The sequence below is a fragment of the Xanthobacter autotrophicus genome (assembly GCF_029991245.1).
In the GTDB taxonomy this organism is placed as follows: Bacteria; Pseudomonadota; Alphaproteobacteria; order Rhizobiales; family Xanthobacteraceae; genus Xanthobacter; species Xanthobacter autotrophicus_C.
In genome coordinates this window covers 1-14,314 of the sequence record NZ_JAIVFO010000032.1, presented here as the reverse complement: position 1 = coordinate 14,314, position 14,314 = coordinate 1, and the positions used below count along the sequence as shown (strand labels likewise).

Sequence of the window (14,314 nt, the reverse complement as noted above, 5' to 3'; positions counted from 1 at the left end):
ACCGCCTTAGCCTCTTCGCGATAACGGCGGGCACGGGTGCGCCGGCCAGCTGCGAAATGGAGGGCAAAGCGATGAAGCGTCTGTTTTTGGCTCTGGCCACGTTGTTCTGCGTATCGTCGGCCGCCGGTGCGGCGACCGTCGCCGTCGCGACCGGGAACGTCAATCTGAGGGCCGGCCCCTCCACTGCCTATCCGGTGGTGACGACGGTGCCGGCCGGAGTCCAGGTGACCACCCATGGCTGCCTTTCCGGCTACACCTGGTGCGATATCTCCATGGGTGTCTATCGCGGCTGGGTCGCGGCCAATTACATCCAGGTGGTCTATCGCGGCGCGCCGGTGGTGCTGACGCCGGCCGTCGCGCCGGCGGTGGGCCTTACCGTCGTGACCTTCAACAAGGTCTATTGGGACACCTACTACGCAGCTTATCCCTGGTACGGCCGCTGGGGCTATTATGCGCCGCCTCCGGTCTACCCGGTCGCACCGGGCGCGCGCGTGACGAGCTATGACCGCTCGGTCCAGTGCGCCAACGGCAGTTGCACCGCCACCCGCTCGGCCACCGGAATCTATGGCGGCTCGGCCAGCCAGAGCCGCACCTGCTCCGGCGGCACCTGCACCTCAACGCGCAGCGCCACCGGCCCCTACGGTGCCTCCGCTTCGCGCACGCGCTCGTGCAGCGGCAACACCCAGTCCTGCACCGTCACCCGCACGGGCCCCGCCGGCAACAGCGGCATCCGAACCTTCACTCGCTGAACGGACGGCGACCTTTGCGCCAGTCGTACAGCCGTGAAGCGCTTATCCGAACGGGCTTCCTTCACCCGCCGCTCTACAAATCGATCGAACATACCATCCCCGAATCCCGGACAATCGGGACTATTGATATCGGCCAATTGGAAGTCAATGGACCGCCAATTGGAAGGACATGGATCGCCATCTGGAAGCGTAAGGGGTAAAGCCTTCCCCTGCGGTCGAGCCTACCGTCTCGGCCGGTCCCTTCTGCGGGGAGACCCCGCAGTGCCCCCCAAGGGGGAGAAGATCTAGCGAAGAACGTCTTCAAGCATACCGCAAGGCGCGAGCACCTCGCGCCTTGCGAACTCGCGGCGCGTCAACCCCCGATACCTGCTCCAGCGCGCGACCGAGCAGGCAGTAACCGAAGCTGAGGTGAACCGCCCCCCGGCACGGGCGGCTTTAGGTCCCGTGCCCGTGGCGATGATGGAGATCAGGATAATGCGGGTGCCGGTGCACCACCGGTACATGCTGGTGCCAGTGGGTATGTGGCTCGCCGGGCTGTACCCCTGGTTCGTGCTCATGGCGATGGTGTTCGTCGTGGCTGTGCCGGTGCTCATGCACCAGCGCCTCATGGGCGTGCGAGTGCTCGTGCCGCTCTGACAGATGCAGCCATAGGCCGACTACCATCAGCCCCCCGGCGACCACCAATTGCACCGAAATCGCCTCGCCCAGCATGACGACCGCCAACACCGCGCCGACGAACGGCGCAAGAGAGAAATAGGCCCCGGTCCGCGCCGCACCGAGATGGCGCAGAGCGAGGACGAACAAAGCAAGGCTGACGCCGTAGCCCAGAAAGCCGATGACGCCTGCCTCCAGGAGCGCGCCCGCCGAGGGCAGTCGGGCGCCAATGGCGAGAGCGATGAGCAGATTGACGGTGCCCGCGACGAGTCCCTTCAACATGGCGATCTGGATCGGATCGGCGGACGAGAGCTTACGCGTCAGGTTGTTGTCGACCCCCCAGCACAGGCAGGCGCCCGCGATCAGCACGGCGCCCCATTGCACGGACAGGTGCCCCTCCCACGACAGGAGGACGGCACCTGCGAGGATGGCGAAGGCACCGAGCAGGAGCCGCCGGTCCACGTTCTCGCGGAACACCAGCCAGGCGATGCCCATGGTGGCGAGGCCTTCCAGGTTGAGCAGCAGCGAGGCCGACGCTGCGTCGGTGAGGGACAGGCCGAACATCAGCAGCAGAGGACCGAGAAGGCCTCCAGCGATGATGACCAGGGCAAGCCAGGGCATGTCCGCCCGCCGCAGCGGCGCCTCGACGGCTGGCAACCGCAGGGCGGTTCGGGACACCTGCACCGCGGCGAGACCGAGGCCGGCTCCAAGGTACAGCAGGCCGGCCATCATCCAGGGATCGACGGAGCCCAGAAGGAGTTTGGCGAACGGCGTGCTTGCACCGAACAAGCCCGCCGCCCCTAGCGCGAGGAGAATACCTGTTTGCATCATTCTGACTGTCTCACCGATACCAGCTGACTTGACCTGACAGCGTCGGCACGAGTGATGCCCCTGCCGGGAACAGCCTGTCTTTCACGGGATTGCAATGCAACCGCGCAGTGCGCGAGCTGATCGATAATCAGGCTTGTCCAGCGGGGTGAAAACTGATTCGTAGGATGCCAAGGCCATTGCCGGCTATCTCGCCAAGACATGTTGATCGGCATCGGCTTGATCGCCATGTCCGCGCGGCACGGCGCCGCGCGGATCGAGACGAGCTACGCGGGTGATCTCGTCGCAGGAAAACTGCTCCATTGCGGCTCCGTATTGAAGCCGTCCCCCTTTTGACCCCTCAATAGGCCGCGGCGGGATTGACCTGCCAGATCTCGTCGACGAGCTTGCCGTCACGATAGACCAGCACGTACCGCACCTTGACCGTGCTCTTGCCGGCGAAGGCAACGTCCGCCGTCACCGTCGCGCCCTTGGGATTGGCGGCTTCCGAGAGGGCGGCGACGCTTGCCTTCTGGGCGCCCTGGGCGGTGAAGAACTTCGACCAGACCTGCTTGATCGCGTCGGGCGCGGCATAGCTGCCGTCGAGCGGGCCGCCGACCCAGTGCAGGGTCGCGCCGGGTCCATAGACGCTGGTGACGGCGGCGAGATCGCCGCCGGCGACGGCATCGATGCGCGACCGGGCGAGGTCCTCGGCAGGACCGGCGACCGCTACCGTGGCGCAGAAGGCAGCGAGGACCAGCGGGGCGGCGAAGGTGGAAAGGCGGATCATGGGCGGCTCCTGTCGTGGAAGTTATGCGAGGGAGACACCCCGCCGCCGCGCTTTATTCCCACGCCCTGCGCTTTTTTCCGCACCCGTCCAGAAAGCCGCCTTTGCGGATCGCTCCGGGCGCGCCGGAAAGATTCGTGCCGCTTTGGAATAAAGGCCGCTCGGCGGAGTCCACCCTCCTGAAGGCGCCGTTGCGCCGGAGGAGACCGTCATGCGCATTCGCGCTCCATCCCTCGCCATCGGCCTGATCGCCCTTGCCGCGGCGTGCACCGCGGGGGCCGCCGCCACGCAGGCACAAGATGCCGCTCCGGTCGACGCGGCAACCGCCCGGCCCATCAACGAAGCACCGTTCCTCACCGAGAACGCGGCGGCGATGGACAAGATGATGGCGGACATGGACGTCGCCCCGACGGGCGATGTCGATGTCGATTTCGCCGCGATGATGATCCCGCACCACCAGGGCGCCGTGGACATGGCGGTCGCCTATCTGCGCTACGGCCGGAACGAGCAGCTGCGGCGCCTCGCGCAGGAGATCGTGGTCGAGCAGCAGCAGGAGATCGCGGCCATGCGCCTCGCCCTCGGCCAGCCTTTGCCGCCCTCCGCACCGGCGCCGACCCAGCCCGGGGCGGCGGCAACCGCCGGTTCGACGGGTGCCGCAGGCCCCGTCCACGATCATTCCGCCCACGGCGGCATGTCCCATGGCGGCATGTCCCCGGCCATCCCGATGTCGATGAAATAGGAGCCCACCGATGAAGACCCGTTTCCTGACCGGCTTGCTGGCGAGCGCCATGCTCGCCTGCGCGGTGCCCGCATTGGCCGGGCAGGCGCCCTTCGCCGCCTCGGCCCCCGACATCCCGCTGAGCGGCCGCGACCGCGTCTACGCTGCCGAGCAGTTCTCCAATACCATCTCCGTCACCGATCCCGCCACCAACCGGCTGCTCGGCGTCATCCGCCTCGGCGATCCGCAGCCGGGCAATTTCAGCCCACTCTACAAGGGCCAGGTGCTGGTGCACGGCATGGGCTTCTCGCCCGACCGCACGACCATCGCCGTGGTCTCGATCGGCTCCAACGCGGTGACCTTCGTGGACACCGCCACCAACAAAGTGAGGCACACCACCTATGTCGGCCGCTCGCCGCACGAGGCGTTCTTCACGCCCGACGGCAAGGAGGTGTGGGTGACGGTGCGCGGCGAGGATTATATCGCCGTGCTCGACGCGCAGAGCTACGAGGAGAAGACCCGCATCAAGGTGCCGAACGGTCCCGGCATGCAGATCTTCTCGCCGGACGGCCAATATGCCTATGTCTGCTCCTCCTTCACCCCCGAGACCGAGGTCATCAGCGTCGTCGACCACCAGATCGTGGCCCGGGTGAAGCAGGAGAGCCCGTTCTGCCCGAACATCGCGGCGACGCCGGACGGCATGCAGGTCTGGTTCACGCTGAAGGACATCGGCAAGACGCAGGTGTTCAACGCCCGGCCGCCCTTCGACATCATCAGGACCATCGACACCGGGGCGATCACCAATCACGTCAACTTCGCCCGCAACGCCAATGGCACCTTTGCCTATGTGACGGTCGGCGGGCTGAACGAGATCAAGGTGTTCCGCACCGACGACTTCACGCAGGTCGCGACCATTCCGGTCGGCAATCTCCCCCACGGCATCTGGCCGTCGGGCGACGGATCGCGGGTCTATGTCGGGCTCGAGAATGCCGACGCGCTCGCGGCCATCGACACTCTGACCAACACGGTGGTCGCCACCATTCCGATCGGCCAGGCGCCACAGGCGGTCAACTACGTGCCCGGCGCGGTGCCGGACGGCGATGGCATGGCGGGTCTCCAGCCGCTCGGCGTGGCGGGACAGACGGCGCATCTCGCTTTGGCGAGGGATGGCAAGGTGGTCGCGCAGGTTCCGACCAACGTCTCGCTGTTCGACCAGGGCCTGATCCAGATCCTGCAGGCCTCTGTCACCGGGCTGGAGCCGAAGAAGCCCTACGTGCTGGCGCTCGCCGGCCAGCCGGACGGCAAGGGCGCGCTGGAGCCGCTCTCGGCCTTCATGACCAACCCGGCGGGCTCGGCCATCGTCAACGCCGCCGGCCCGATCCGCCAGATCGTGCAGGGCGACGCGAAGGCGGCGCGGCGCTATCTGGTCATCGCCGAGGGCACGGCCGCCCAACCCGGCGCCGTGGTGCAGCGCCAGATCATCAACTGACGCGCAGGGCCGCCTTTCCCGCCGCATTCGTGCGGCAGAAAGGCGGCCAACGGCCGGGCCTCCATGGGATCGCCACGATGACCGAGATGGTGCGTCTGATCGAACCGCTCATTCCTGCGCTGCGGCGCTATGCGCGCGCGCTGCTGCGGGATCGCGCGGCGGCCGACGATCTGGTGCAGGACTGCCTGGAGCGGGCCATCGGCCGCTGGCACCAGCGCCGTGCCGACAGCGAGCCGCGTGCCTGGATCTTCGCCATCCTGCACAACCTCGCCATGACGCGGCTGCGACGGGCGGCGAGCCGGCCGCGCCCGGTGGCGGTCGAGGACGTGGGGGAGGGCGATCTCGCCAACCCGGCCTCGCAGGAAGACGGCCTGCGCTACCGCGATCTCGTTTCCGCCCTGTCGCGACTGCCGGACGAGCAGCGCACGGTGCTGCTGCTGGTCTGCGTCGAGGAACTCTCCTATGCCGAGGCGGCGCGGGTGCTCGACGTGCCGATCGGCACGGTCATGTCGCGTCTGTCGCGGGCACGCGAGCGTCTGCACAAGGCCATATCCGACAATCCGAGGCCGGAAAGTGCCCACCCGCACCTGCGGAGAGTGAAATGACCACCCGCCCGATCGCCGAAGACGACCTCAACGCCTATGTGGACGAGGCCCTCGACGCCGAGCGCCGCGCCGAGGTCGTCGCCTATCTCGACACCCACCCCGAGGTGGCGGAGCGGATCGCCGCCTATCGCGCCGAGCGCGACCTGCTGCGCGCCGCCTTCGCGCCGGTCGTGGAGGAGCCGCTGCCGCCGCAGCTCTCGCTCGCGCGCATGATCGAGGCCCGGCGGCGCCCCGCCGGCACGCCGCGCTGGGCCATGGCCGCGGCCGCCGTCCTGCTGCTGGCGATCGGCGGCGCCGGCGGCTGGTCCCTGCGCGGCGTGGACGCGGCCCCCTCGGGCGGACTGCTGGCGCTTGGCCGGGAGGCGGCGGCGAGCTATGCGGTCTTTGCGCCCGACGAGGCGCGGCCGGTGGAGATCCGTGCCGAGAACCGGGCGCAGCTCGTCGCCTGGACCTCACGCCGGCTCGGCCGGCCGGTAGCCATTCCCGACCTTGCCTCTTCCGGCTACCGCCTCATGGGCGGGCGTGTCGTCGCCACCGAGCACGGACCCGCGGCGCTGTTCATGTATGACGACGACAAGGGGAACCGGCTGGTCATGTTCGCACGGCCGATGACCAACGGCCGGGACATGCCGATGGCGCCGCACGTTCAGGATGGGATCAACGGCTACACCTGGGCCGACGATGGCCTCGGCTACAGCCTCGTCGGAGCGGTGGCGCCCGGCATGCTGCATCCGCTGGCCGACGAGGTGCGCCGCCAGATCCGCAGCGAGGCATGAATGCGGAAAGTCCCGCCATCCACATGGCGAAGTAGGCGTTGCGTCACGCCGGCTGGCGCCCCAGTCCGCCGTCGCAGGCCTCCCTGATGCGCTGCCGTACCCGAGAGGTAGTCTGCTATTTCAGTTGCATCTCCGCCGGCAGGCCCGCTTCGCCCGGGCAGGCATGGAGCCGTCATAGAGCGCTCCGCTAGAGCAGCCTAACGGGTCCTGACCGACGCATCGATTTACATTCTATATCTTGAATTTATAATTTCTGAATGTAGTCTCGGGACCAGAGACGGCAAAGGCCGCAGGGCGGTTGCGCTGTCAGGCGCGCCACGCATGCCAGGTGGATGGCGCAGATCATCCCAGACCGTCGGCCGCAACAGGCCGCGAACAACGAGAAGGGCGCACACATGACGCCCCGCAAAATCAAGATATGGAGGAAGCCCAGTGTCCCGCATTGTCATTCTCGGCGCCGGTCTCGGCGGAGTCCTAATGGCCTACGAGTTGAAGGAGAAGGTCGGACCAAAAGATGAAGTCATCGTAGTCAATAAAGGGGCCACCTATACTTTCGTGCCGTCCAATCCATGGGTGGCTGTCGGCTGGCGCGCGGCGTCGGAAATCAGCGTCGATCTTACGAAGGTCTTCTCCGGTCGCGGCATCGGCCTCAGGCCCGAAGGCGCAAGGCGCCTTCATGCGCACGAAAGCCGGCTGGAGCTGAATGACGGCAGCTTCCTCGACTATGATCATCTGGTCATCGCCACGGGCCCGGATCTCGCCTTCGACGAGGTTCCCGGCCTCGGACCGGAGGGCCACACCCATTCGGTGTGCCAGACCGACCACGCGGCGCAGGCGAAGCTCGCCTTCGACGCGCTGGTGAAGACGCCGGGGCCGGTCGTCATCGGCGCTGCGGCGGGCGCGTCCTGCTTCGGACCGGCCTACGAGTTCGCCTTCATCCTCGACGCCGCCTTGCGCAAGGCGCGCACACGCGACCGCGTGCCCATGACCTTCGTTTCCCCCGAACCCTATGTGGGCCACCTCGGCCTCGATGGAGTCGGCGACACCAAGGGCCTGCTCGAAAGCGCGCTGCGCGAGCACCACATCAAATGGATCACCAATGCCCGGATCGCCAAGGTGGAGGCGGGCCGCATGGCGGTGGAGGAAGTGAACGAGGACGGGTCGCTCAAGACGGCGCATGACCTCCCGTTCGCCTTTTCCATGGTGCTGCCGGCTTTCCGCGGGGTCCCGGCGGTGGCGGGCATCGAGGGACTGACCAACCCGCGCGGCTTCATCCTCATCGACGAGCATCAGCGCAACCCCGCCTTCCCCAACATCTTTGCGGTGGGCGTGTGCGTCGCCATCCCGCCGGTGGGCAAGACGCCGCTGCCGGTGGGCGTGCCGAAGACCGGCTTCATGATCGAATCCATGGTCACCGCCACCGCCGAGAACATCGTCGCGATCATGGCCGGCAAGGCGCCGCACGCACGGGCGAGCTGGAACGCGGTGTGCCTCGCCGATTTCGGCGACAGCGGCATCGCCTTCGTCGCCCAGCCGCAGATCCCGCCGCGCAACGTGAACTGGTCGGCGCAGGGCGCCTGGGTGCACGCGGCGAAGGTGGGTTTCGAGCGGTATTTCCTGCACAAGATCCGCCAGGGCGTGAGCGAGACCTTCTACGAAAATGCCGCGCTCAGCCTGCTGGGCATCAAGAAGCTGAAAAACCTGAACTGAGACCTGCGGCCGATGCGTTTGACTCGTCGGCCGCAGGTACAAGCCCGCGCGGCGCCTGAGATGCCCTCCCGGCACCGGTCAGAGACCGGGGCCGTCGGTATGAGGTGCCCGCCGTTTCCCGGCGCATGCCGATCGGGAGTGGCAACATGCCTCTTGCCCTAAAACATTCATATATTATAATTTAATACTATTGAATGTAACGGGGCTCATCACACGCGGCGGACGGGCATCGAGTCCCTTGCCCTCCGACACGTGGGCACCTCCACGGAGCAATATCATGACCGCCTCCGCGCACATCGTTCCGGCGCAAGCCCAGGTCCGGCGACCCGGGATGTTCCAGCAGAAAGCCTGGTCGCCCTATGTCGCCGGCATCGCCATCGGCCTCCTTCAGGTGCCGGCCTTCCTACTGATCTCCACCGCGCTCGGGGCGTCCTCGTCCTATGTGACGGTCGGCGGCTTCATCGCTGCGCTGGTCGATCCCGGCATCATCCAGATCGACTACGTGGCCAAGCACATGGCCGCCACGGGCAAGAACTGGTGGCAGGTGGCGCTGGTGGCGGGCGTCGCCCTCGGCGCGTTCCTCTCCATGAAGCTGTCGGGTGCGCACCGCAGGCCCATCTCCCCCATCTGGAGGCGGGCCTTGGGAACATCGAGCCCGGCCCTGCGCTATGCCATGGCCTTCGGCGCCGGCTTCCTGATGCTGTTCGGCGCACGCCTGGCGGACGGCTGCACCTCCGGCCACGGACTTTCGGGCATGGCGCAGATGGCTGTGTCCTCCACCATCGCCGTCACCTTCATGTTCGTGGGCGGCATCGCCGCCGCCACCCTCCTGCTGCGCCGCATCTGACCGCAGCTGTTTGAGGAAAGGAACCGCCATGTCGCTTTTCACTTCCATCCTCACCGGCCTCGCCATGGGCGTGGTGTTCGGCTTCGCGCTGGAAAAAGCCCGCGTGTTCGAGCCGGGCATGATTGTCGGCCAGATGCAGATGAAGAACTTCATCATGCTGAAGGTCTTCCTCACCGCGGTCGCCACCGGCGCCGTGGTGCTCGCCGCCCTGCACGGCTTCGGCCTCATCAAGCTCGCCCCCAAGGCCACCTTCTATGCCGCGGACATCGTGGGCGGCCTCGTGCTGGGCATCGGCATCGCCCTCGCCGGCGCCTGCCCCGGAACGGTGCTGGCGCAGATCGGCGCCGGCTATCGCGATGCGATCTTCACCCTCGCGGGCGGCATCGCCGGAGCCGTCGCCTTCGGCTATGCCGAGCCGGCGCTTGCGCCGCTCCTGCTCACCGGGGGCCCGGGGAAGCTCACCTTCATGGACCTCACCGGCGTCTCCTATCCGGTCCTGGCGGTGGGCTTTGCCGCCGTGCTGGTGGTCGTGCTGGTGCTGCTGGAGCGCTGGCGGCCGTGGCGCGCCGAACTCGGCGCCGATGTGGACGGCGATTTCGGCTCGGCCGAAGACGCGCCGGGAGCGCCGGCGTCCCGGCTGAAGCCGGCGGAGTAAGGGCGTCATGACCGCGCTTGCCCGCATCGTCATCCTGGGGTCCGGCTTCGCCGCCCTCACCGCCATCCGCGAGCTGCGGCGCAGCGGCGTTTCCGCCGATATCACCGTGGTGTCGCCGAGCGACGAACTCACCTACCTGCCGAGCCTCATCTGGATTCCCGCCGGCCTGCGCCGGGGGGAGGACCTGAAGATCCCGCTGGCCGGCTTCTTCTCCCGGCACCAGGTGCGGCATCTGAAGGCGCGCGTGGAGGCCGTCACCGACTGGGGACGCACGGTAGAGACCACCGCCGGCCCCGTCGCCAACGATGTCCTGCTGATCGCCACGGGCGGGCGCTATATCCGCAAACTGCCGGGGATCGAGCACGCCATCATTCCCTGCGAGGGCATCGCGGCGGCGGAAGCGGTGCGCGACCGTCTCGCGGCCCTGTCCAGCGGCACCGTCGCGGTGGGCTTCGGCGCCAATCCGGCCGAGCCCTCGGCCGTGCGGGGCGGGCCCATGTTCGAATTCCTGTTCGGCATGGACACGCTGCTGCGCCGGCAGGGACGGCGGGATGAGATCGACCTCGTCTTCTTCAACCCCTCGGCCCAGCCGGGCCAGCGGCTCGGCCCCAAGGCGGTGAGCCGCCTGCTGAAGCAGATGGAGGGGCGCGGCATCGCGACCCGCCTCGGCCACAAGATGGTGCGCTTCGAGCCGGACAAGGTGGTGACGGAGGGCGGGGCCTTTTCCGCCGACCTCACGCTGTTCATGCCCGGCCTCACCGGGCCTGCATGGCTTGACGCAAGCTGCCTTCCCGCCTCCCCAGGCGGCTTCGTCGCGGCGCAGGAAACCTGCGCGGTGCCGGGCCTCGATCGGGTCTATGTGGCCGGCGATGCCGGCTCCTTTCCCGGACCCGACTGGATGCCCAAACAGGCCCATCAGGCGGACCTTCAGGCGGTGGCCGCGGCGCGCAACATGGCGGCGGAGCTGGCCGGCAAGCCGGCGACGGAGGTGTTCAAGCCGGAGCTGATCTGCATCGTCGATACGCTGGATGCCGGCATGCTGGTGTTCCGCGATCCGAAGCGCAACCTCGCGCTGCCGCGCCTCAAGCCGCTCCACACGGTGAAGCGGATGTTCGAGACACATTATCTGAAGGCTTACCGGGGCGCGTGAGGTGCGGGGTCGCCGAAAAAGCCGCCCTCCCATTTGCCGCCGGTACACCAGACCCATTGCAGCAAAAGCATAGCTGTCCGGCTTTACAGGCAGGATAGGCATTGCGAATACGCAATGCCTATTTCGGCCGCATCTAGCACTCTACGCAAAATATAGAGCCTTCGCACTGCCATGCAGTGCAGGCGTGTGCGCGTGTGGCACGCCGATGGAGATCTTCAATGATCGATCCGACATTCGTCGAGCTGTCGCGGTGGCAGTTTGCTGCGGTCGCTATGTATCACTTTATTTTTGTCCCGCTGACGCTCGGCCTGATCTGGCTCCTGTTCATCATGGAATCGGTCTACGTCATGACGGGGAAGGAAATATACCTCGATATGTCGCGGTTCTGGACCAAATTATTCGCGATCAATTTTGCTCTTGGCGTTACAACCGGCCTCACCATGGAGTTCCAGTTCGGCACGAACTGGGCCTATTACTCCCATTACGTGGGAGATGTCTTCGGCGCGCCGCTGGCCATCGAAGGGCTGATGGCCTTCTTCCTGGAATCCACCTTCGTCGGCCTGCTGCTGCTGGGCCGGGACCGCATGAGCAAGCAGGCCTATCTTGCGGTGGTGTTCCTCACCGCCGTGGGCACCAACCTGTCTGCCTTGTGGATCCTGGTCGCCAATGCCTGGATGCAGAACCCGGTGGGTGCCGAATTCTCCGCCGAGACCATGCGCATGGAGATGACCGACTTCGCCGCCGTGGTGTTCAATCCGGTGGCGCAGGTGAAGTTCATCCATACGGTGGCGGCGGGCTACGTCACCGCGTCCATGTTCGTGATCGGCATTTCCGCCTGGTACATCCTGAAGGGGCGAGACCTCGCGTTCGCCAAGCGCTCGTTCGCAGTGGCCGCCGGCTTCGGCGTCGCTGCGGCGTTGGCGGTCATCGTGCTCGGCGACGAGAGCGGCTATGAGCTCGGCGACGTGCAGAAGGTGAAGCTCGCCGCCATCGAGGCGGAATGGGAGACCCACGCGGCCCCGGCGCCGTTCACCATCTTCGGTCTGCCCGACGACGAGCACATGGAAACCGACTACGCCATCCGCATTCCCGGCCTGATGGGTCTCATCGCCACCCGTTCGCTCGACAAGGAGGTGCGCGGCCTCGACGACCTCGTCAAGGACCACGAGACGCGCATCCGCTCGGGCATGATCGCCTATGGCAAGCTCGAAGCCCTGCGCAGCGGCGACAAGTCGGAGGAGACGCGGATCCTCTTCGAGCAGCACAAGCGCGACCTCGGCTACGGCCTGCTCCTGAAGCGCTATATGGAGGATCCCACGAAGGCCAGCGATGCCCAGGTGATCCAGGCGGCCCGGGATTCGATTCCGCAGGTGCGCTACCTGTTCTGGAGCTTCCGCATCATGGTGGGCCTCGGCTTCCTGTTGCTGGGCTATTTCCTGCTGTCCTTCTACTTCCTGGCCAAGGGCACACTTGAAAGGAAGCGCTGGCTGCTCAGGGCTCTGGTCTACTCCATCCCGCTGCCCTGGATCGCTGCGGAGACGGGGTGGTTCGTGGCGGAATTCGGCCGCCAGCCGTGGGCCATCGGCGAGGTCCTGCCCACCTTCCTCGCCACCTCGGCGCTCACCGTCACCGACCTGATCGCCTCCATCGCCGGCTACCTGATCTTCTATTCGATCCTGCTGGTGATCGAGATCTTCCTGATGTTCCGCTTCGCCCGGCAGGGACCGAGCGCGCTGCACACCGGCCGCTATCACCATGAGCAGCCGGCCGCGCTGGCGCAGCAACCCGCCGAGTGAAACGCCGTCCCTGAAAGGACCGAGCCATGCTCGATTATGAAACCCTGCGCCTCGTCTGGTGGGGTCTGGTGGGAACTCTCCTCATCGGCTTTGCCATCGCCGACGGAATGGACATGGGGGTGGGCGTCCTGCTCCCCTTCCTCGGCAAGTCCGATGCCGAGCGCCGCGTGATCATCAACACCGTCGGGGCCCACTGGGACGGCAACCAGGTGTGGCTGATCACCGCCGGCGGCGCGATCTTCGCCGCCTGGCCGGCGGTCTATGCCGCGGCCTTCTCCGGCTTCTACCTCGCCATGCTGGTGGTGCTCATCGCCCTGTTCTTCCGGCCGGTGGGCTTCGACTATCGCAGCAAGATCGCCGATCCGCGCTGGCGCAGCGCCTGGGACTGGGGCCTGTTCGTGGGCGGGCTGGTCCCCGCGCTCATCTTCGGGGTGGCGTTCGGCAACATCTTGCAGGGCGTGCCGTTCCACCTCGACAGCTTCCTCAAGCCCCATTACGGCTCAACTTTCATCTGGGCGCTGTTCGGGCTGCTCAATCCATTCGCGCTGCTGGCCGGTGTCGTCAGCGTGGCGATGCTGACGGTGCACGGTGCCGTGTGGCTGCAATTGCGCACTGAAGACGCCATCGCCGCACGGGCAAAGGGGGTCATCTCCTGGCTGGCGCCCACCCTCGCGGTACTGTTCGCCTTGGGCGGCGTGTGGGTCTATCTCGCAATCGACGGCTATCGCATCGTCTCCCAGCCCCCGCTCACCTCGCTGCCCAATCCGCTGGCGAAGGAAGTGGCGCGCGAAGCCGGCGCCTGGTTCGCCATCTATCGCAACATGCCGATCGCCATGCTGGCGCCGGCCATCGGGCTTGCCGCCCCGCTGCTGACATGGGCCCTGTCGCGCATGAACCGTCCCGGCTTCGCCTACGTAACGAGCGCCATGACTCTCACGGGCATCATCGGCACGGCGGGGCTCTCCATGTTCCCCTTCATCATGCCTTCCAGCACGGACCTCACCTCGAGCCTCACCCTTTGGGACGCCGCATCGAGCGCCTTGACCCTGAAGGTCATGCTGGGCGCGGTGGTGATCTTCCTGCCGATCGTGCTGCTCTACACCCTGTGGTGCTATCGCACCATGTGGGGAAAGGTGACGGTGGCCGACATCGAGGCCCGCCAGCATCAGGCCTACTGAAGGGTAAGGGGCGCCACCCAGCCCATCACCCTGTTCCGCCCGCGGGAGCGGCAGCCACATCGCCCCTATCCCGGAATCGGGCTTTTCATCGCAGTGAAGGAGACGGAAACATGTGGTATTTCGCATGGGTCCTGGGCGTCGCGGCCGCATTGGCCATGGGCGTCATCAATGTCATGTGGTTCGAATTCCAGAACGCGTTCGACGAGCGCAACCAAGCCCGCTCGGACCCGTGACGCCGCCATGATCACCGGGAGGTGTCGCCATCACCACCGAGCGTGCGCCCGACGAGAAAGCCGACCGCAAGCGCCTGTCGGCCTTCCTCTCCCGCTTCAGGGGGGCGGCGAAGGGTGATCTGCGCCTCACCATGGCCTGTTCGGTGGTGACGGGCCTCCT

15 protein-coding genes are annotated in these 14,314 nt (G+C 66.7%); 13 read left to right on the top strand and 2 right to left on the bottom strand.

Annotated elements, in window-relative coordinates; genetic code table 11:
- Positions 1–71: 71 nt before the first annotated feature.
- Positions 72–749, top strand: a complete 678-nt coding sequence (locus K9U41_RS08060; protein ID WP_282640332.1) for an SH3 domain-containing protein — start codon at positions 72–74, stop codon at positions 747–749.
- Positions 750–1,184: 435 nt separating this feature from the next.
- Here K9U41_RS08060 and K9U41_RS08055 read toward each other — a convergent pair whose 3' ends face one another.
- A complete protein-coding gene (locus K9U41_RS08055; RefSeq protein WP_282640331.1) occupies positions 1,185–2,234 on the bottom strand; it encodes a DMT family transporter in 1,050 nt (349 codons plus the stop codon).
- Between the two features lie 198 nt (positions 2,235–2,432).
- Between K9U41_RS08055 and K9U41_RS08050 the strand changes: the two genes are divergently transcribed.
- Positions 2,433–2,567, top strand: a complete 135-nt coding sequence (locus tag K9U41_RS08050) for a hypothetical protein (protein WP_282640330.1) — start codon at positions 2,433–2,435, stop codon at positions 2,565–2,567.
- 4 nt (positions 2,568–2,571) lie between these two features.
- Here the strand turns inward: K9U41_RS08050 and K9U41_RS08045 are convergent, their stop codons facing one another.
- On the bottom strand, positions 2,572–3,000 hold the full coding sequence (locus tag K9U41_RS08045; protein WP_282640329.1) for a nuclear transport factor 2 family protein: 429 nt from the start codon (positions 2,998–3,000) through the stop codon (positions 2,572–2,574).
- 208 nt (positions 3,001–3,208) lie between these two features.
- On the opposite strand from K9U41_RS08045, the gene K9U41_RS08040 reads away from it, so the two are divergent.
- The 11 genes from K9U41_RS08040 (at position 3,209) to cydX (ending at position 14,154) form a co-directional block, all read left to right on the top strand.
- On the top strand, positions 3,209–3,736 hold the full coding sequence (locus K9U41_RS08040; RefSeq protein ID WP_282640328.1) for a DUF305 domain-containing protein: 528 nt from the start codon (positions 3,209–3,211) through the stop codon (positions 3,734–3,736).
- 10 nt (positions 3,737–3,746) lie between these two features.
- A complete protein-coding gene (locus tag K9U41_RS08035; protein WP_282640327.1) occupies positions 3,747–5,204 on the top strand; it encodes a YncE family protein in 1,458 nt (485 codons plus the stop codon).
- A 77-nt stretch (positions 5,205–5,281) separates the two neighbouring features.
- Complete coding sequence (locus tag K9U41_RS08030; protein WP_282640326.1) at positions 5,282–5,809, top strand: sigma-70 family RNA polymerase sigma factor; 528 nt, start codon at positions 5,282–5,284, stop codon at positions 5,807–5,809.
- Positions 5,806–6,585: an anti-sigma factor family protein gene (locus K9U41_RS08025; RefSeq protein ID WP_282640325.1), complete on the top strand. Its 780-nt coding sequence runs from the start codon at positions 5,806–5,808 to the stop codon at positions 6,583–6,585. Before K9U41_RS08030 ends, K9U41_RS08025 begins: the two co-directional genes overlap by 4 nt.
- A gap of 432 nt (positions 6,586–7,017) precedes the next feature.
- Positions 7,018–8,295, top strand: coding sequence for an NAD(P)/FAD-dependent oxidoreductase (locus tag K9U41_RS08020; RefSeq protein WP_282640324.1), 1,278 nt, complete (start codon positions 7,018–7,020; stop codon positions 8,293–8,295).
- Between the two features lie 331 nt (positions 8,296–8,626).
- A complete protein-coding gene (locus K9U41_RS08015; protein WP_282640323.1) occupies positions 8,627–9,142 on the top strand; it encodes a YeeE/YedE thiosulfate transporter family protein in 516 nt (171 codons plus the stop codon).
- A gap of 28 nt (positions 9,143–9,170) precedes the next feature.
- Positions 9,171–9,797, top strand: coding sequence for a YeeE/YedE thiosulfate transporter family protein (locus tag K9U41_RS08010; RefSeq protein WP_282640322.1), 627 nt, complete (start codon positions 9,171–9,173; stop codon positions 9,795–9,797).
- Positions 9,798–9,804: 7 nt separating this feature from the next.
- Positions 9,805–10,947 carry an NAD(P)/FAD-dependent oxidoreductase gene (locus K9U41_RS08005; protein WP_282640321.1) on the top strand — a complete coding sequence of 381 codons (1,143 nt, stop codon included), beginning with the start codon at positions 9,805–9,807 and terminating at the stop codon, positions 10,945–10,947.
- Positions 10,948–11,165: 218 nt separating this feature from the next.
- Entirely contained in the window at positions 11,166–12,743 is a 1,578-nt protein-coding gene (locus K9U41_RS08000) for a cytochrome ubiquinol oxidase subunit I (RefSeq protein WP_282640320.1), read from the top strand.
- A 26-nt stretch (positions 12,744–12,769) separates the two neighbouring features.
- Positions 12,770–13,921, top strand: coding sequence for a cytochrome d ubiquinol oxidase subunit II (gene cydB, locus K9U41_RS07995; RefSeq protein WP_282640319.1), 1,152 nt, complete (start codon positions 12,770–12,772; stop codon positions 13,919–13,921).
- A gap of 110 nt (positions 13,922–14,031) precedes the next feature.
- Positions 14,032–14,154: a cytochrome bd-I oxidase subunit CydX gene (cydX, locus tag K9U41_RS07990; RefSeq protein WP_282640318.1), complete on the top strand. Its 123-nt coding sequence runs from the start codon at positions 14,032–14,034 to the stop codon at positions 14,152–14,154.
- Positions 14,155–14,314 lie beyond the last annotated feature (160 nt).